At 47.0% G+C, this 16926-nt stretch carries 14 protein-coding genes, 15 tRNA genes and 2 rRNA genes; 28 read left to right on the top strand and 3 right to left on the bottom strand.

The window, feature by feature from the left end; all coding sequences use genetic code 11:
* The 22 genes from R7V76_RS15835 to R7V76_RS15940 form a co-directional block, all read left to right on the top strand.
* Positions 1 to 86 (top strand): 23S ribosomal RNA (locus R7V76_RS15835); the annotation flags it as partial.
* Between the two features lie 92 nt (positions 87 to 178).
* A 5S ribosomal RNA gene (gene rrf / locus R7V76_RS15840) occupies positions 179 to 294 on the top strand.
* Between the two features lie 6 nt (positions 295 to 300).
* Positions 301 to 375: transfer RNA gene (locus R7V76_RS15845), tRNA-Asn, on the top strand.
* A 25-nt stretch (positions 376 to 400) separates the two neighbouring features.
* Positions 401 to 491, top strand: a tRNA-Ser gene (locus R7V76_RS15850).
* Positions 492 to 513: 22 nt separating this feature from the next.
* A tRNA-Glu gene (locus R7V76_RS15855) sits at positions 514 to 588 on the top strand.
* A gap of 11 nt (positions 589 to 599) precedes the next feature.
* Positions 600 to 673: transfer RNA gene (locus R7V76_RS15860), tRNA-Met, on the top strand.
* An 11-nt stretch (positions 674 to 684) separates the two neighbouring features.
* Positions 685 to 760, top strand: a tRNA-Asp gene (locus R7V76_RS15865).
* Positions 761 to 767: 7 nt separating this feature from the next.
* Positions 768 to 843: transfer RNA gene (locus tag R7V76_RS15870), tRNA-Phe, on the top strand.
* Positions 844 to 871: 28 nt separating this feature from the next.
* Positions 872 to 955: transfer RNA gene (locus R7V76_RS15875), tRNA-Tyr, on the top strand.
* A 4-nt stretch (positions 956 to 959) separates the two neighbouring features.
* Positions 960 to 1030, top strand: a tRNA-Trp gene (locus R7V76_RS15880).
* A gap of 13 nt (positions 1031 to 1043) precedes the next feature.
* Positions 1044 to 1116 (top strand) — tRNA-His (locus tag R7V76_RS15885).
* A 10-nt stretch (positions 1117 to 1126) separates the two neighbouring features.
* Positions 1127 to 1198 (top strand) — tRNA-Gln (locus R7V76_RS15890).
* 8 nt (positions 1199 to 1206) lie between these two features.
* Positions 1207 to 1281: transfer RNA gene (locus R7V76_RS15895), tRNA-Gly, on the top strand.
* A gap of 6 nt (positions 1282 to 1287) precedes the next feature.
* Positions 1288 to 1361 (top strand) — tRNA-Cys (locus R7V76_RS15900).
* 35 nt (positions 1362 to 1396) lie between these two features.
* Positions 1397 to 1477, top strand: a tRNA-Leu gene (locus R7V76_RS15905).
* A gap of 4 nt (positions 1478 to 1481) precedes the next feature.
* Positions 1482 to 1552, top strand: a tRNA-Gly gene (locus tag R7V76_RS15910).
* A gap of 44 nt (positions 1553 to 1596) precedes the next feature.
* Positions 1597 to 1667 (top strand) — tRNA-Gly (locus R7V76_RS15915).
* A 95-nt stretch (positions 1668 to 1762) separates the two neighbouring features.
* Complete coding sequence (queG, locus tag R7V76_RS15920) at positions 1763 to 2908, top strand: tRNA epoxyqueuosine(34) reductase QueG (protein ID WP_318094255.1); 1146 nt, start codon at positions 1763 to 1765, stop codon at positions 2906 to 2908.
* Positions 2898 to 3032: a hypothetical protein gene (locus tag R7V76_RS15925; RefSeq protein ID WP_318094256.1), complete on the top strand. Its 135-nt coding sequence runs from the start codon at positions 2898 to 2900 to the stop codon at positions 3030 to 3032. The genes queG and R7V76_RS15925 overlap by 11 nt, the downstream gene beginning before the upstream one ends.
* On the top strand, positions 3010 to 3384 hold the full coding sequence (locus R7V76_RS15930) for a methylated-DNA--[protein]-cysteine S-methyltransferase (protein WP_318094257.1): 375 nt from the start codon (positions 3010 to 3012) through the stop codon (positions 3382 to 3384). Before R7V76_RS15925 ends, R7V76_RS15930 begins: the two co-directional genes overlap by 23 nt.
* A 1-nt stretch (position 3385) precedes the next feature.
* A complete protein-coding gene (gene trmL, locus R7V76_RS15935; RefSeq protein WP_318094258.1) occupies positions 3386 to 3859 on the top strand; it encodes a tRNA (uridine(34)/cytosine(34)/5-carboxymethylaminomethyluridine(34)-2'-O)-methyltransferase TrmL in 474 nt (157 codons plus the stop codon).
* 243 nt (positions 3860 to 4102) lie between these two features.
* The gene (locus R7V76_RS15940; protein ID WP_012369571.1) at positions 4103 to 4669 is read left to right on the top strand and encodes a DUF5366 family protein; all 567 of its coding nucleotides are present in this window, start codon (positions 4103 to 4105) and stop codon (positions 4667 to 4669) included.
* Position 4670: 1 nt separating this feature from the next.
* Here the strand turns inward: R7V76_RS15940 and R7V76_RS15945 are convergent, their stop codons facing one another.
* Positions 4671 to 6446, bottom strand: coding sequence for a transglycosylase domain-containing protein (locus tag R7V76_RS15945; protein ID WP_318094259.1), 1776 nt, complete (start codon positions 6444 to 6446; stop codon positions 4671 to 4673).
* A 205-nt stretch (positions 6447 to 6651) separates the two neighbouring features.
* On the opposite strand from R7V76_RS15945, the gene R7V76_RS15950 reads away from it, so the two are divergent.
* The 4 genes from R7V76_RS15950 to R7V76_RS15965 are packed head-to-tail and all read left to right on the top strand — an operon-like array spanning position 6652 to position 12846.
* Positions 6652 to 7812, top strand: a complete 1161-nt coding sequence (locus R7V76_RS15950; protein ID WP_290829885.1) for a glucose-1-phosphate adenylyltransferase — start codon at positions 6652 to 6654, stop codon at positions 7810 to 7812.
* A 13-nt stretch (positions 7813 to 7825) separates the two neighbouring features.
* The gene (glgD, locus tag R7V76_RS15955) at positions 7826 to 8926 is read left to right on the top strand and encodes a glucose-1-phosphate adenylyltransferase subunit GlgD (RefSeq protein ID WP_290829886.1); all 1101 of its coding nucleotides are present in this window, start codon (positions 7826 to 7828) and stop codon (positions 8924 to 8926) included.
* Positions 8927 to 8939: 13 nt separating this feature from the next.
* The gene (gene glgA, locus R7V76_RS15960; RefSeq protein ID WP_318094260.1) at positions 8940 to 10391 is read left to right on the top strand and encodes a glycogen synthase GlgA; all 1452 of its coding nucleotides are present in this window, start codon (positions 8940 to 8942) and stop codon (positions 10389 to 10391) included.
* Positions 10392 to 10419: 28 nt separating this feature from the next.
* Entirely contained in the window at positions 10420 to 12846 is a 2427-nt protein-coding gene (locus R7V76_RS15965) for a glycogen/starch/alpha-glucan phosphorylase (RefSeq protein WP_318094261.1), read from the top strand.
* A gap of 36 nt (positions 12847 to 12882) precedes the next feature.
* On the opposite strand, the gene R7V76_RS15970 is transcribed toward R7V76_RS15965, so the two are convergent.
* Positions 12883 to 13698: a sulfurtransferase gene (locus R7V76_RS15970; protein WP_318094262.1), complete on the bottom strand. Its 816-nt coding sequence runs from the start codon at positions 13696 to 13698 to the stop codon at positions 12883 to 12885.
* 105 nt (positions 13699 to 13803) lie between these two features.
* On the opposite strand from R7V76_RS15970, the gene R7V76_RS15975 reads away from it, so the two are divergent.
* Positions 13804 to 15540: a phospho-sugar mutase gene (locus tag R7V76_RS15975; protein WP_318094263.1), complete on the top strand. Its 1737-nt coding sequence runs from the start codon at positions 13804 to 13806 to the stop codon at positions 15538 to 15540.
* Positions 15541 to 15692: 152 nt separating this feature from the next.
* Positions 15693 to 16589 (top strand): aldo/keto reductase, encoded by an 897-nt coding sequence (locus tag R7V76_RS15980; RefSeq protein WP_318094275.1) that lies wholly within the window; start codon positions 15693 to 15695, stop codon positions 16587 to 16589.
* Positions 16590 to 16667: 78 nt separating this feature from the next.
* On the opposite strand, the gene R7V76_RS15985 is transcribed toward R7V76_RS15980, so the two are convergent.
* Positions 16668 to 16856, bottom strand: coding sequence for a hypothetical protein (locus tag R7V76_RS15985; RefSeq protein ID WP_012369580.1), 189 nt, complete (start codon positions 16854 to 16856; stop codon positions 16668 to 16670).
* Positions 16857 to 16926: the final 70 nt, after the last annotated feature.

Below are 16926 nucleotides of genomic sequence, written 5' to 3' on the forward strand. Positions count from 1 at the left end.
CAGAGACGATGAGGTAGATAGGTCACGGGTGGAAGCATGGTGACATGCGGAGCTGAGTGATACTAATCGGTCGAGGCCTTGTTCTAGCAGATGATTGTTGATGACTTCAGTTTTGAGGGCGTGAGCCTTTCAAAAAAATGCTTGACGTTATGGAAACATAATGTTAAGATAATAGATGTCTGGTGGCGATAGCCAAGTGGTCACACCCGTTCCCATGCCGAACACGGAAGTTAAGCACTTGAACGCCGAAAGTAGTTGGGGGCTTCCCCCTGTGAGGATAGGACGCTGCCAGGCGATCGTTCCGCAATAGCTCAGTGGTAGAGCAACCGGCTGTTAACCGGTAGGTCGTAGGTTCAAATCCTACTTGCGGAGCCATTATTACTTCTTCACCACATGCAATGGAGAGCTGTCCGAGTGGCCGAAGGAGCACGATTGGAAATCGTGTAGGCGTCATAAGCGTCTCAAGGGTTCGAATCCCTTGCTCTCCGCCATATCATTTTCAATTATTAAGATGGCCCGTTGGTCAAGCGGTTAAGACACCGCCCTTTCACGGCGGTATCACGGGTTCGATTCCCGTACGGGTCACCATTTTTTATCATCGCGGGGTGGAGCAGTCTGGTAGCTCGTTGGGCTCATAACCCAAAGGTCGTCGGTTCAAATCCGGCCCCCGCAATTATTACATACGGTCCTGTGGTGTAGCGGTTAACATGCCTGCCTGTCACGCAGGAGATCGCGGGTTCGAATCCCGTCAGGACCGCCATTGTTAAGGCTTTGTAGCTCAGTCGGTAGAGCAGAGGACTGAAAATCCTCGTGTCGGCGGTTCGATTCCGTCCAAAGCCACCATATGATTTTTAAATGTTTTCCCATTTGTGGGGGGGTAGCGAAGTGGCTAAACGCGGCGGACTGTAAATCCGCTCCCTCGGGTTCGGCGGTTCGAATCCGCCCCCCCCCACCACTTTAGGGGCATAGTTTAGCGGTAGAACTACGGTCTCCAAAACCGTCAGCGCGGGTTCGATTCCTGCTGCCCCTGTTTTATTATTATGGCGATTGTGGCGAAGTGGTTAACGCACCGGATTGTGATTCCGGCATTCGTGGGTTCAATTCCCATCAGTCGCCCTTTTATTATTGGGCTGTGGCCAAGTGGTAAGGCACTGGATTTTGATTCCAGCATGCGAAGGTTCGATCCCTTCCAGCCCAGCTTTTTGTGCGGAAGTAGTTCAGTGGTAGAATACGACCTTGCCAAGGTCGGGGTCGCGGGTTCGAATCCCGTCTTCCGCTCCAATAAATGGCGCCATAGCCAAGTGGTAAGGCAGAGGACTGCAACTCCTCTATCGTCAGTTCGATTCTGACTGGCGCCTCCAATAATTCTTAATTGAATAGTTTTGCAAGAGATTGTGCCGGTGTGGCGGAACTGGTAGACGCGCACGACTCAAAATCGTGTTCCTTTGGAGTGTCGGTTCGATTCCGACCACCGGTATCTTGCGGGTGTAGTTTAGTGGTAAAACCTCAGCCTTCCAAGCTGATGATGAGGGTTCGATTCCCTTCACCCGCTTTTACCTTTGTACGATCTCAATCAAGAAAGATTTACCTGATTATGCGGGTGTAGTTTAGTGGTAAAACCTCAGCCTTCCAAGCTGATGATGAGGGTTCGATTCCCTTCACCCGCTTACCTGAAAAGAGCAAAGTGTCGTTTTAATTGACACTTTGCTCTTTTTGTTTAGCCATTATATTATTCATAGAAACAAGGGAAAGGAGAGATCAAATGCGTGGAGACATGTTAAAGAGAGAGTTACAAGCATATGCCAAAGAAATCGGGATTGATGAGTTTCGTGTGACGACAGCCGATCCGTTTTTAGTCATGAAGCAACGCCTCATCGAACAGCAGGAAAAAGGATATGCTTCCGGGTTTGAAGAACCGGATCTCGAACGTCGGACGACGCCTGCATTACTGCTTGAAGATGCCGTCTCCATCATTGCGATTGCTGTTGCTTATCCCAGTAAACTAAAAGACGCACCACGCGGAAAAGAAGGAGAACGACGCGGGATTTTCGGACGTTCTTCCTGGGGGCTTGACTACCATCAAGCCTTAAAACAGCGTTTGACGCTGCTCGAAGAAAAAATTCAGGAGCTATCACCCGGAGCCCGATCCCGTTCGATGGTCGATACGGGGGAACTGGTTGACCGGGCAGTCGCAGAACGGGCCGGTATCGGCTTCAGCGGGAAAAACTGTTCCATCATCAGTGAAGAGCATGGTTCTTATCTGTATCTCGGGGAACTGATTACAGATCAATATCTGCCTCCGGATGAACCTGTGGAAGAACTGTGCGGTTCGTGTAATAAATGTCTTGATGCCTGTCCGACGGATGCACTGATTGAGCCGGGTGTCATCGACGCAAAACGGTGTATCTCCTTTATTACACAAACGAAGACACTCATTCCCGAGCATTTTCGATATGCTTTAGGGAATCGTCTATATGGATGCGATACGTGTCAGCAAGTTTGTCCCTATAACCGCAAGAAAAATGCGACACAGCACAGCGAACTGCAACCCGATCCGGAACAGGTCAAACCGTTGCTGATTCCGTTGCTTTCACTCAGTAACCGCGAATTTAAATCACGGTTCGGTTCATTGTCGGGCGCATGGCGCGGAAAAAAACCGATTCAACGGAATGCCGTCTGTGCGCTCGTTCATTATCAGGACCGGACGGCACTTGATGCTTTACGGTTGATGGCCGAAACCGATCAGCGCGAAGATATGCGGGCGCTTGCGATTTGGGCTGTCGGTCGGATTGCCGGTCAAGAAGCGGAAGACTACATTCAAAAACGGCTGTTGACGGATTCCGCTGAAGATGTTCAAGTGGAAGGGAACCGTTTGCTTGAGGAATGGGGGAGTGGACATGCCGTATAAAAAGATGTCATATACGTTTGGCGAGTTGGTCATCGGTTGGGAAGAAGAGGAAGTCGTCTATCTTGATTTTGGACACGATATGGCTCGTCTGAAGAAGTATCTTGATTCGGCTGCTTACCTATGAGGCACCGTTGCCTGGTTTTCTGGCCGACGCACTGGATGCCTATGAACAGGGACAGCCGGAAGCATTGAATACCATCCCTTGTCGCCTGGAAGTGACTGCTTTTCAGCAACGTGTTTTGGAAGCTTTACGATTAATTCCGTTCGGACAGACCGCAAGTTACGGACAACTTGCGCGAATGATTGGTTCCGACAAGGCAGCACGAGCCGTCGGCGGGGCCTTGAACCGAAATCCGATCGCTTTGATTTATCCGTGTCACCGGGTTATTGGGGCATCCGGTAAAATGACGGGGTTTGCCAGCGGTATTGCCCATAAAGAAGCGCTGCTTGCGCATGAGTTAGGAGAGAAGAATTAATATGGCTATTCACGTCGTCATGTATCAACCAGAAATTCCGCAAAATACAGGTAACATTTCACGGACATGCGCAGCGACGCATTCCGTCTTACATTTAATCCGACCGCTTGGATTTTCAACGGATGACAAACAGTTGAAACGGGCAGGTCTTGATTATTGGGAGTTCGTTGATGTGAGGTATCATGATTCGTTGGAAGAGTTATGGGAGAAACATCCGGACGGGACGTTCTACTATATTACGAAGTATGGAGAGAAATATCCAAGCCAGGTCGATTTGTCGAACGTTGAAGAAGATTACTTTTTTGTTTTCGGACGGGAAACAAAAGGGTTGCCGTTAAACGTCATCGATGAGAATTTGGACCGGTGTATCCGTCTTCCGCAGTCGAATCTCGTGCGTTCGCTTAATGTCTCGAACACAGCGGCCATCATCGTGTATGAAGCACTCCGGCAACAAGGCTATGCCAATCTGCTGTAAAACAACAAATCCCCCTGACCCGAATGACCGGGCAGGGGGATTTGTTTTATTCGTTACCTTCAGGTTTTTTGTTGTAGCCTGCAGTGAAAATCGCTGTCAAGAAAGCGAGACTAACGCCTACCATTAAAATAAATGCCATTTTTGCTTCCCCCTTTAGTCTCAATAACCGATATAATCTATTATAGTATACTTGTTAGTGTAATTGTGTGCTACATATGAAATTTCTATGAATGGAGATTCGAAATGCGGACGAACGTCTACTTATTGAGTTATGCCCCGCTGATCAGCATCCTGCTGTTCAGTACGTCTCTTGCGATTGCTACGTCAGAGCTTGCACTGACATGGCTGAACAACGTCGGGGTCTACGACGAGTTACTGCAAATACTCAGTGCACGTAACACGAAGTTGCTCGTATGGCTCGGCTTTTTAATCATTTATTTTATGATTTTCAGTTCCTTGAAACTGATTTCAGATACGATTAATCAGCTTGGATTTGCGTTTTTCATCAAAGAACAGGTCGGAACGACGTTGAGTATGTTACGTCCCGGCAGTATTCTCCTGTTGGTTGGAGGATGCATCAGTTTTGCGTTCATGACATCGTTTCCGTTAGTCTGTCTCGTACTGGCCGGTTCTTTTTTAATCTATTTTTTCTTTTACGTGTTTCAAATCAGTAAAATGACTTCCTCTGCAGGGGCGATCGGATTAGTCGTCTTTCTTTTCCTGGCATGGGGCATGTTACTTGCCGGACTGGCATGGGTCGGACTAAGCCTGTTTAATTCGCTTGGACAGGCTGTTCTTTTCCCGAAATAAGTCACCGGACGATCGAAGCCCATGTCCTGACTTGTAACGTACTGTTGGCTTCGATCGGGAAGGCACGGGGGATGTCCGCCCCAAGCCAGATTCCGCCGACATGTTGATTTTTCATACCGACAAACCACATGTCCTTATTGTCGTTTGTCGTACCCGTCTTTCCTCCGATATAAGCCGGCGCGGGATCGTAACCCAATCGCCCTGTACCGTATGTCATGACATTGTGGAGCCCTTTGCGCAGTAACTGGTTTGTTCGACTCGACCAAATCCGGTCTGTTGCCATTACATGACGGTAAAGGATTCCCTGATCCGTCGTGATGGTGCGGATCATCGAGGATGGGCTGTACAGTCCATCATTGACAAGGGTGGTGTAGGCATTAGTGAGTTCAAGTGGACTGACACCGTATTTTAGCCCGCCGAGCGCACTGTTGTATGAATTATCTTCTTCGGTCCACTGACTGAATCGAAACGGTCGGATGGTCTTTAATCCTTCGTTGAACGAAACAGAAAAGGCGCGTAAGGCCGGTGTATTGTAGGAGTATGCAATCGCATCGGCAATCGTCACGCTGCCGAGAATCCGGTTGCTGCTGTTTTGCGGACAGTACCCGTCAAAACAAACAGGGCTTCCGTCCAATCGACTCGTTAACGTTTTTTTGGTCTTTTCGAGATAAGGACCATAAACAAGCAACGGTTTTAATGTGGAGCCGGGCTGACGATAAGATTGAACCGCCCGATTGAGCTGTCCTGAAAGACTTGATTTATTGCCGACGAGTGCCGTCACACCGCGTGTGTCGCCGTCGATTCCGACGTAAGCGCCTTCAATCGGTTGGGGGAGTCGTTGAATCGCTTGTTTGGCCCGAGTCTGCTCTGCCGGATCAAGATATGTCTGGATGACGGCACCGTGTTGATGTAAATACTGTTCAGCTTGTGACCTGTTCAAATTTTTTAAAGCAGCTGTCTGGCGGATTGCTTCCGACACGCTGGCATCGATGTAATCAGGATACCGGATGGTCGGTTTATGGAACGAAACGTTGATGGACTGTTTTCGGACTTTATTTGGAATGTCCTGTGTCTGTTGCAACGCTTTTAAGATACGCTGTTGACGTTTGCCCGTGTTTTTCGGAAACCGTAACGGATTGTAAAGGGACGGATTATTTGGAATCGCAGCCAAATAGCTGACTTCCGCCCAACTCAAATCTTCCGCATGTTTTCCGAGATACGATGTGGCTGCGAGCTCAATACCATAAATATTATTCGCGAAATATGCTTGATTGACGTATGCGGTTAAAAGCTCTTTTTTAGAATATTTTTGCTCAAGTTCCATTGCAATTAAGATTTCTTTTATTTTTCTAGTATAGGTTTTCTCGGTGGAAAGATAAGTCATCCGTGCCAATTGCTGGGTGATTGTGCTTCCCCCTTGACCTTTGTTATCACCGGACTGGTTTTCTGTAAACGCTCGCAAAATACCGGTGATATCATAACCGTCATGCTGATAAAATCGCTGGTCTTCAATCGCGATAAAAGCCTGTGCTACCTTTGGCGGTAGAGCACTTGCCTTTAAATCGTTCCGGCGAAGTCCGTCATAGAGTTCGAGACGCTCTTTTTGATACGTGACAGTAATCGGTTGATAGGAAGCAAGAGGGCGTTCAGTCGTTTTTTGATCAGCCCAACTGAACAAATCCTGTGCAAGATCCAACTGATTACGCACTGAAAAAAGTGTTAGTACTAAACTAAAAGCTAAAGCCAACACTAGGGCATATCCTGTCGTGATTCTCATGAAAACTCCTTTCAAACGGCATTTCATTCCTATTATCGGTCTTTTTTGGAGAAAACAGTAGAAAAATTTAAGAAATTTGTATTTTAATAAACCTATTTTGCAGGAATGTTATATTAAAAAGAGAAAAGGTGGGTATATAAGAGTATCTGTATAAATTAGAGCACATGATTGATGTAAAAAAAGAGCACAAACTGGAGGGGACGAAATGGCTAAAAAGAATGTCGTCGCGATGTTGCTTGCTGGCGGAGAAGGAAAACGTCTAGGAGCACTTACGAAACACACAGCAAAACCAGCGGTCGCGTTTGGAGGGAAATATCGTATCATCGATTTCCCGTTATCCAACTGTACGAACTCAGGAATCGATACAGTAGGAGTCTTAACGCAATATGAACCACTTGAACTGAACCGCTATCTCGGAATCGGAAGTGCCTGGGATCTTGACCGCCGGAACGGTGGCTTAACGATCCTGCCGCCATACCAAGCCCAAAACGGGAAAAACTGGTATGAGGGAACGGCGAATGCCATCTACCGTAACATGAGTTACATCAACCAATACGATCCAGATTATGTGCTTGTCTTGTCAGGGGATCACATTTACAAGATGGATTACGAAAAAATGATTGAGGAACATCGTCAAGGGGGAGCAGACGTTACGATTTCTGTTCGTGAAGTTCCTTGGGAAGAAGCACCACGCTTCGGAATCCTGAATACGGACGAAGATCTTCGAATCAATGAATTTGAAGAAAAACCGGAAAATCCGAAATCAAATCTGGCTTCAATGGGGATTTACGTCTTTAACTGGGATGTCTTAAAACGTCACCTGATTCAAGATGCCGGGGATGCCGAGTCAAGCTTTGACTTCGGGAAAAACATCATTCCGAACATGTTATACGAAAACTTAAATATTCGCGCCTATAAATTCAAGGGGTACTGGAAAGACGTCGGAACAATCCAATCACTTTGGGAAGCCAACATGGACTTACTTGCAGCGGATCCGGAGTTTGATCTCTACGAACCGTCTTGGAAAGTACATTCCGTCAACCCGAACCAACAACCGCAATACATCGGAAACAATGCTTCCATTGAGACTTCGATCATCAATGAAGGATGCCATATCGAAGGCGAAATCAATCATTCGGTTCTCTTTTACGGCGTTGATGTTGCAGAAGGTTCGCTTGTAAAGGATTCGGTCATCTTCCCGAACGTTAAAATCGGTAAAGATGTCACGATTCACCGGGCAATCCTTGCAGACGGTGTCGTTGTAGAAGACGGAGCAACAATCGGAACACCGAATGGCGAAGTCTTCGTCATCGAAGCAAACAGTGTCATTCCAAAAAATGAAGTCGTCAAAGAAGCGATCCAATAAGGGGGAAGTACCGATGAAAACAGATTTACTAGGAGTCATTAATCTGAGCGGTGAAGAAGGGTTCTTTAAAGAATTGACGGAACACCGCAACTTAGCTGCCGTACCATTCGCGGGTCGATATCGACTCATCGATTTCACATTAACGAACATGGTTCAAAATGAGATTGCGAATATCGGTGTCTTTACACTTGAAAAATACCGCGCCATGATGGACCACTTGGGATCCGGCAAAGAGTGGGACTTGGACCGGTCAAACGGCGGACTGTATATTTTCCCGCCGGCTTTATCACAAGATGCCCACGAATTCCGTGGTGATTTATCAAACTTCCATTTGCACCGCGACTTCTTCTTGCGCAGTAAAGAGAACTATGTCGTGATTTCAGGATCAAACATTTTATCTGCTGTCGATTACCGCGATGTCTTACGTGAACATAAAGCATCTAACGCTGATATTACGGTTGTTTATACGAAACGCGACTTGCCGTGTAAATACTGCCGTCCGATTCGGTTCAGTGAGCAAAATCGTGTGACGGCAATCGGCTCACGCGGATACGAGCCTACGGATGAGACGTTCTACATGGAAACGGTTGTCCTGTCAAAAAACTTGTTTGTCCGTCTCGTTGACGAAGCAATCGGCCGCGGGGAATATGATTTGCTACAAAGCATCATCCGTTCCCAGTTAAACCGACTTCATGTTCACGGTTATGAGTACACAGGGACATCACAAGTGATTCATTCCCTTCGCTCGTATTACCGTGAGAGCATGCTGTTGCTTGAGCAGTGGGGAGCCATCAATGACTTCCAACACGTCTATACGAAAATCAAACACGAACCGCCGACACGTTATTTACCGGGATCGACCATCAAGAATTCACTTGTCGCAAACGGATGTAAGCTAGAAGGGACAGCAACGGACAGTATCCTTTTCCGTGGCGTCAAAGTCGGGAAACATGCGCGGATCAAAAACTCGATCATCATGCAAAAATCAGTCATCGAAGAAGGCGCAGTCGTTGAATACGCGATCCTTGACAAAGAGGTAACAGTGAAGCGCGGACAAGTCATCCGCGGAACTGCGGAAGAACCGATTGTCATCAAAAAACAAACAATCGTTTAAAGGGGATGTCATCATGAAGGTATGGTTTGCTGCCACAGAAGCGACACCATTCATCAAGACAGGGGGGCTAGCTGACGTCGTCGGCTCGCTCCCTTTAGCGCTTGCTGAAGAGGGTGCGGAAGTTTCGGTCATTTTACCGAACTACGGTCAAATTAAAGAACAATACAAACTGGAAATGGAATTTTTATTTGATTTCATCGTTCCGGTCGGATGGCGTCAGCAGTTTGGAGCAGTCTTGCGTCTAAAACAAGATGGCGTCACGTTTTATTTCATCGACAATGAATATTATTTCAAGCGTGATGGGGTCATTTACGGTCATTATGACGACGCGGAGCGTTTTGCCTATTTCTCAAGAGCCGTCCTTGAAATGATTCAGCGTGTCGATGCAGACGAAGTTCCGGATGTCATCCATTGTCATGACTGGCAAACCGGCGTTTTACCGGCTTTCTTACGAATTCATTATCAGCATCTCAACCGTTATCAGGAAATCAAAACAGTCTTTACGATCCATAATCTGCAATATCAAGGTGTATTCCCGGAAGAAGTACTCGGCGATTTGCTTGGTCTCAGCCACGAACACTTCACAGCAGACGGAATCGCCCATAACGGACTCGTCAACTACATGAAGGCCGGTCTGGTTCATGCCAACCAAATTACGACTGTCAGCCCGTCTTACCGGGATGAAATCATGGATCCATACTACGGGGAAACACTGGAGCCGGTCTTGCAACACCGTGCCGTCGACGTCCGCGGAATTTTAAACGGAATCGATTATCGACAGTTCAGTCCGGATACAGACGAACACTTGGTGGAAAACTATGATGTGAAGACGGTTGAAGAAGGTAAGGCAGCGAACAAAGCAGCCTTACAACAGGAACTTGGCTTACCGGTCAATCCGGATGTCCCGTTATTTGGTTTTGTCTCACGTCTTGTCGATCAAAAAGGAATCGATTTGCTCGCCCATATCCTGCCGGATCTGTTTGAACTCGATGCCCAGTTCATCATTCTTGGTTCAGGAGAAGCGGAGTATGAAGGGTTGTTCCGACATGCTTCAACGATTCGTCCGGATAAAGTAGCTTCCTACATCGGTTTTGATGTCGGACTCGCTCAACGCATTTATGCCGGAAGTGACGCTTTCTTGATGCCGTCACGTTTCGAACCGTGTGGTCTCAGTCAATTGATTTCGATGAAGTACGGTTCGTTGCCAATCGTTCGGGAAACGGGTGGCTTACGTGATACGGTTCAACCATTTAATCAGTTCACTTTAGAGGGAAACGGCTTCTCGTTCTCGAATTATAATGCGCAAGAGTTCCTTGATGCCATTAAACGGACGATTGAGACGTATCATGATAAACCTGTATTCAAGCATCTGATTGAGACAGCGATGCAAGAAGACTTCAGCTGGATTCGATCGGCTGATGAATATTTGGCGCTCTATCGTTTAATCGCACCGTCTGCTGACTGAAGGGGATTACGGGAAATGGGGTTTTGTGATGTTTAAAGACAAAGAGAAGTTCAAGAAGAGGTTTAATGAGCGATTTATTTCCATGCATGGTAAGGCGCTAGATGATGCAACAGAAAATGATGTATACCAGACGTTAGCCTACATGGTACGGGAATATGTCACGACGGACTGGATGCGGACGAAAGAAACCTATATCCATAAAAAAAGTAAGCAAGTCTATTATTTTTCACTTGAATTTTTACTCGGTCGATTCCTCTACAATAACCTGTTGAGTCTCGATGTGTTGGAAGAGGTGCGAAGCGGTCTTTCAGAACTCGGCTATGATTTGGCTGATTTGACGGAAGAAGAGCCGGAACCGGGTCTTGGGAATGGGGGACTGGGCCGTTTAGCAGCCTGTTTCCTCGATTCACTCGCAGCACTCGGCTTGCCGGGGCACGGAAACGGTATCCGTTACCAATATGGTCTGTTCAAACAAAAAATCATCGACGGTTACCAAGTCGAGCTTCCGGATAACTGGTTGAAGAACGGCAACATGTGGGAAATCCGCCGTTCGGATAAAGCAGTCGACATTCCGTTTGGCGGAAACGTCTGGCTCGAGGAGGTCGAAGGCGGCAAGTATCGTGTCCATCATGAACCGGCAGAAATTGTTCGTGCTGTCCCTTATGACATGCCGATCGTCGGGTATCAGAACGGGATCGTCAATAACTTACGTCTGTGGAGTGCTGAGTCACCGTATGACGACGATGAACTGTTAAGCCAACACCGAGGCAACTATAAAGACCTGCTGAGCCATAAACAGGCAATCCAGACGATTTCCGAATTCTTATATCCGGATGATACGACATATGAGGGGAAAGTCTTACGTCTAAAACAACAGTATTTCTTCGTCTCGGCAGGACTGCGGAGTATCCTGTTGTCACATAAAAAACGAAATACGTCGCTGAAGCATCTGGGAAATCAAATTGCGATCCATATCAACGATACCCATCCGGTCGTTGCGATTCCTGAATTGATGCGGATATTGATTGATGAAGAAGAATATTCGTGGGAAGAATCATGGCGGATCACGAAAAGTGTCATGTCCTTTACGAACCATACGTTGCTTTCGGAAGCATTGGAACGCTGGCCGGTTGATTTGTTCCGCAACCTATTACCGCGTATTTATCTGATCGTCGAAGAAATCAACCGTCGATTCTGTAAAGATGTCCTAGATAACTATCCGCACCTGGAAGCGAACATGCGCGAAATTGCCATCATCGCAGACGGGATGATCAACATGGCGAATTTGGCTGTCGTCGGTACCCATTCAACGAACGGTGTGGCTCAAATCCATACAGAAATTCTCAAGCAACGCGAAATGCGATTGTTTTACGAGATGTTCCCGCTTCGCTTTAACAATAAAACGAACGGGATTACACACCGCCGCTGGTTCCTGTTATCGAATCCGGCACTCGCCGACCGTGTGACGGAAGCAATCGGAGACAGCTGGATCAATCATCCGTCCGATTTACAAAAGCTGACGAAGTTCGCAGAGGATCGTACACTTCAGCAGGACATCCAGGCTATTAAGCTGGAGAGTAAAAAGGAACTGGCAGAGTTGATTGAGAACGAAACGGGGATCGTTGTTGATCCGCATTCGATTTTCGATGTCCAAGTCAAACGGCTTCACGCGTATAAACGACAATTACTTAACGCGCTTCATATTCACTCTTTGTACTACCGTCTAAAAGAAGATCAATCATTCCAGATGACACCGCGAACGTTTATTTTTGGTGCAAAAGCGGCTCCTGGGTATCATTATGCAAAAGAGGTTATCCGTTATATCAATTCTCTCGCGAATCTGATCAATTCGGATCCGGATGTCAGTCCTTACATGAAGGTTGTATTCCTTGAGAACTACCGTGTATCGCTTGCAGAAAAAATCTTCCCTGCCAGTGATGTCAGTGAACAGATTTCGACAGCAAGTTATGAAGCGTCAGGAACCGGCAACATGAAATTCATGATGAACGGAGCATTGACGGTCGGAACGCTGGATGGTGCCAACATCGAGATTCGGGATGAAGTCGAAGATCCGAACATCTTCATTTTTGGTCTGACGCCGCAAGAAGTCATGAACTATAAAAAATACGGCGGATACAGTGCATACGATCAATACAGTGCACAACCCGAACTGCGCCGCGTCATTGACGGACTGGTTGACGGCTCGCTTTTCCCGACAGGCGAGTTCCAGGCCATCTATGATTCTCTGTTGACGTACAACGATGAATATCTGATTTTAAAAGACTTTTTATCGTATCAACAAGCACAGGAAAGAATCGGACGGGCTTACCAGGATCCTGAGAAATGGTACAAGATGGTCATCATGAATATCGGGAAATCCGGTGTCTTCTCGAGTGACCGGACCATTAAAGAGTATGCGAATGCGATTTGGAACATCAAACCGGTTCAAATCTAAAAAAAAAGTCCGATGAGAATCGGACTTTCGTGTACGTTATCGTGCGACCTCATCGGTTTGACTGATCCAGTCGCTGTAAGATCCCGCATAGAGCCGGACATCGGTTTTACCTAAAGCGTGCAGGGCTAAGACGTTAACGCAAGCCGTCACACCGCTCCCGCAATAAAGAATCGGCGATTCCGCTTCGAGCAGATCAGCGTACAGTTCTTTTAAGTCTTCCGCATCTTTTAAGCGGCGGTCTGGTGAAATCGCTTCTTCGAAGAAACAGTTCACGGCACCCGGAATATGGCCGGCGATTGGATCAATCGTTTCATTTTGACCTTGGAACCGATCAGGTGAGCGGGAATCGACGAGATACGTTTCTGCCGGACGATTTTTAACTTCTTCATACTGAATCAGCATGTCATCTTTAAAGTCGGCTTGATAGATCGATTTTTCAAAAACAGTTGATTCCGTACTCATGGGGAAGTCAAACGCGAGATAAGACGACAGTCCACCTTCAAGTACAACGACACGTTCGTGGCCGGCCCATTTAAAGAGCCACCAGGCACGGGCGGCGTAGGGGAAGCCGTCATCATATAGGACGATGAAGTCATCACGCTCGACTCCGAGCGACTCCAACGTGCCGACCCACTGCTCCTTGGACGGGAGTGGATGACGTCCGCCCGTCTTGGAACGTGGTCCTGATAAATCAGTTGATAAATCTAAATACTGTGCGCCCGCGACATGGCTTTCCTTAAACGCTTCACGACCATAATCGGGATGTTGCAAATCATAGCGACAATCAAACCAGCGAATCTGATCCGTATGGACAAGTTGCTGCAAGTCAGTCATTTGAATGGTTGGAAACATGAACATCACCTTGACCCTTTCTAAAGTAATCATATGAAAGGTACCGTGTTATCGCAAGTCGTAACAAATATCTCATGCAGACAAACTTAAAGGAGTGGACACTATATGTCATGGAAAGAGACTTATCAAAAATGGAATCAGTTTGCAGGCTTAGAAACTGAACTGAAAGAAGAATTGACGGCACTCGCAAACGACGAGAAAGCAGCCGAGGAAGCGTTCTACAAAGAGTTGGAATTCGGAACAGGCGGTATGCGCGGGGAAATCGGTGTCGGAACGAACCGGATGAACGTGTATACAGTTCGCAAAGCTTCACAAGGATTTGCCGACTTCATCAAGGCGGAAGGCGCGGAAGCGGTCGCGCAAGGGATTGTCATTGCCCATGATTCCCGTCACTACTCTCCTGAGTTTGCGTTAGAAGCAGCGAAGACGCTTGCAAGCAACGGAATCAAAGCCTATTTATTTGACGGACTTCGTCCAACGCCGGAATTGTCTTTTGCAGTGCGTGAACTCCGTGCAGCAGGCGGAATCGTCATTACAGCCAGTCATAACCCGCCGGAATATAACGGCTATAAAGTCTATGGAAATGACGGCGGCCAATTACCGCCGAAAGAAGCGGACGATCTCGTCTCTTATGTCGATCAAGTGGCAGATGAACTTTCAATTGAACTGGAAGCAGAAGAAGTCTTGCGTGCGAATGGATTGATCGTACGTGTCGGCGAACAACTGGATGACGCATACCAGGAACAATTGAAAACGATTCGTGTCTTACCGACGATTCAAGACGAGTTAACGGCACCGCTGAAAATTGTCTTTACTCCGCTTCACGGGACAGGACTTGTACCGGTCACAGTCGGATTGAAGAATTATGGGTTTGAACACGTGACGGTCGTTGAAGAGCAGGCGGAACCGGATGGTGCATTCCCAACCGTTTCTTCTCCGAATCCAGAAGAACATGCGGCATTTAAGTTAGCCATCGAATACGGCGACCGTGTTGATGCAGATGTGTTACTCGCAACGGATCCGGATGCCGACCGTGTCGGTGTTGCGACACGTGATGCGGACGGAGAGTGGGTCGTGCTCACAGGAAACCAGACCGGCGCGTTACTGCTCGACTACATCTTATCGCAAAAAGCGGCTCAAGGCACATTGCCGAAAAACGGCTTTGTAGCAAAAACGATTGTCACATCAGAACTCGGAGCCCTGATTGCAAGACATTATGACTTACACGTTGAAAACACATTAACAGGATTTAAATTCATCGGTGAAAAAATCAAACAATACAATGAATCCGGTGAATATGAATATCTGTTTGGTTATGAAGAAAGCTACGGTTATCTGATCGGCGACTTCTGTCGTGACAAAGATGCCGTCCAAGCATGCCTGCTTGCTGCCGAGATGACAGCGTATCACAAGAAAGAAGGACGGACGCTGTACGAGGCATTACAAGCCATCTATGAGCAATTCGGTTACTTTGAAGAATCACTCCGTTCGTTGACGCTCAAAGGGAAAGACGGTGTCGCGCAAATCGGCCGGATCATGGATACGTTCCGCGAGCATCCGCCAAAACAAGTAGCGGGTGAAAAAGTCGTCTTATTTGAAGACTACGATGCAAGCATTTCGCATGATTTGGTCCAACACCAGCCGTCACCGATCAATCTGCCGAAATCTAATGTCTTGAAATTCACGTTAGAAGACGGTTCGTGGTTCTGCCTCCGCCCATCAGGGACTGAACCGAAAATCAAATTCTATTTCAGCGTGACATCACCTGACGCTGCAGAAACAACACGTAAACGTCAGATGATTGAAGATGAAGTCATGCAAGAAGTGGAACAGATCCAGTAACGCATCTGCATTCCAATCAAGAACCGGTGAAGAGGAAACTCTTCATCGGTTTTCTTATTATTTTCATGAAAGGACATAACTCGTGCAACCGTTACCAAATTCATGTAAAGTGAACGTTGAAGCATCATATAGAAATAGGGAGATGAGTAATGATGGAACGGATACACTTAACAGAAGATCTTTCATTTTCAAGAGTCATACACGGTCTGTGGCGGCTAAACGAATGGAACATGACGGTTGAAGAGCGACTGGAGTTAATTGAGCAATGTTTAGCATTAGGCATCACAACGTTTGATCATGCTGATATTTACGGCGACTATACGAATGAAGGATTGTTCGGCGAAGCACTGGCTTTGAAACCGGAACTGCGCGAACGGATGGAAATCGTTACGAAGACAGGCATCAAGATGAAGGGAAACCATTTCTCTGATCAAAAACTGTCATTTTACGATACGACAAAAGAACATATCATCGAACATGCGACACGTTCATTAAAGGAACTGGGTGTCGACTACATTGATACGTTATTGATTCATCGTCCAGATCCATTGATGGACCCTAACGAAATTGCAGAAGCATTCGTTGAACTGAAGGAGTCTGGTAAAGTCCGGACGTTCGGTTTGTCAAACCATACACCGGCTCAGCAAAGTCTGATTCAATCACGACTGCCGTTCATGCTCGTTACAAACCAGCTGGAACTGTCAGTCGCCGAACTGAAGCACTTCGAAGATGGTTCTGTTGATCTGTGCCACGAAAATGAAATGCCGCTCATGGCATGGAGTCCGCTTGCTGGAGGACGGTTATTCAAAGAAGAACAGTTTGCACCGCTTCGTGAAAAGCTCGAGGAAATCGGACGAAATATCGGTGCAGAAGCTATCGATGAAGTCGCTTATGCCTGGTTATTGAAACATCCGGCACGTATCATGCCAATCGTCGGTTCCGGAAAAATCGATCGCATCGAATCAGCTGTCCGGTCGACGCGTCTTGAACTGTCACGTGAGCAATGGTTTGAAATCTTAAAAGCTTCCCGTGGACGGGACGTCGATTGAAAAATAGCCTTCGGGCTATTTTTTTTTACAAAAAAAGTCCCATCTCAAGGGGGAGTTGAGATGGGAGTATCTATAGGGTCATGCTTCGAGACGAAGCATTTCCTGACGATATTTATCTAAGCGTTCTTTACTGGCAGTGACAGCTGCTTGATCATGGACTTGGATAGCATCGAAGAGCGTACTGAGCTCATAATCGATTTCGAGGCGTAGCACTGGAATCCGCTGCTCTGCATCTTGTCTACGGAAAGCTTCAATTACTTGTTTCATCTCGGCCACGCTCCTTTTAAAGTTATCAGATAATTCTGATTTTTATTAGTATACTTGATTATTCCCGTGC

Source organism: Exiguobacterium artemiae (assembly GCF_033342815.1).
Taxonomy (GTDB): Bacteria; Bacillota; Bacilli; order Exiguobacteriales; family Exiguobacteriaceae; genus Exiguobacterium_A; species Exiguobacterium_A artemiae_A.

Coding starts and splice junctions, on each gene's coding strand:
- queG (WP_318094255.1), top strand. CDS start 1,763: ATGCGTGGAGACATGTTAAAGAGAGAGTTACAAGCATATGCCAAAGAA.
- glgA (WP_318094260.1), top strand. CDS start 8,940: ATGAAGGTATGGTTTGCTGCCACAGAAGCGACACCATTCATCAAGACA.
- trmL (WP_318094258.1), top strand. CDS start 3,386: ATGGCTATTCACGTCGTCATGTATCAACCAGAAATTCCGCAAAATACA.
- R7V76_RS15950 (WP_290829885.1), top strand. CDS start 6,652: ATGGCTAAAAAGAATGTCGTCGCGATGTTGCTTGCTGGCGGAGAAGGA.
- R7V76_RS15975 (WP_318094263.1), top strand. CDS start 13,804: ATGTCATGGAAAGAGACTTATCAAAAATGGAATCAGTTTGCAGGCTTA.
- R7V76_RS15970 (WP_318094262.1), bottom strand. CDS start 13,698: ATGTTTCCAACCATTCAAATGACTGACTTGCAGCAACTTGTCCATACG.
- R7V76_RS15980 (WP_318094275.1), top strand. CDS start 15,693: ATGGAACGGATACACTTAACAGAAGATCTTTCATTTTCAAGAGTCATA.
- glgD (WP_290829886.1), top strand. CDS start 7,826: ATGAAAACAGATTTACTAGGAGTCATTAATCTGAGCGGTGAAGAAGGG.
- R7V76_RS15965 (WP_318094261.1), top strand. CDS start 10,420: ATGTTTAAAGACAAAGAGAAGTTCAAGAAGAGGTTTAATGAGCGATTT.
- R7V76_RS15985 (WP_012369580.1), bottom strand. CDS start 16,856: ATGAAACAAGTAATTGAAGCTTTCCGTAGACAAGATGCAGAGCAGCGG.
- R7V76_RS15945 (WP_318094259.1), bottom strand. CDS start 6,446: ATGAGAATCACGACAGGATATGCCCTAGTGTTGGCTTTAGCTTTTAGT.
- R7V76_RS15925 (WP_318094256.1), top strand. CDS start 2,898: ATGCCGTATAAAAAGATGTCATATACGTTTGGCGAGTTGGTCATCGGT.
- R7V76_RS15940 (WP_012369571.1), top strand. CDS start 4,103: ATGCGGACGAACGTCTACTTATTGAGTTATGCCCCGCTGATCAGCATC.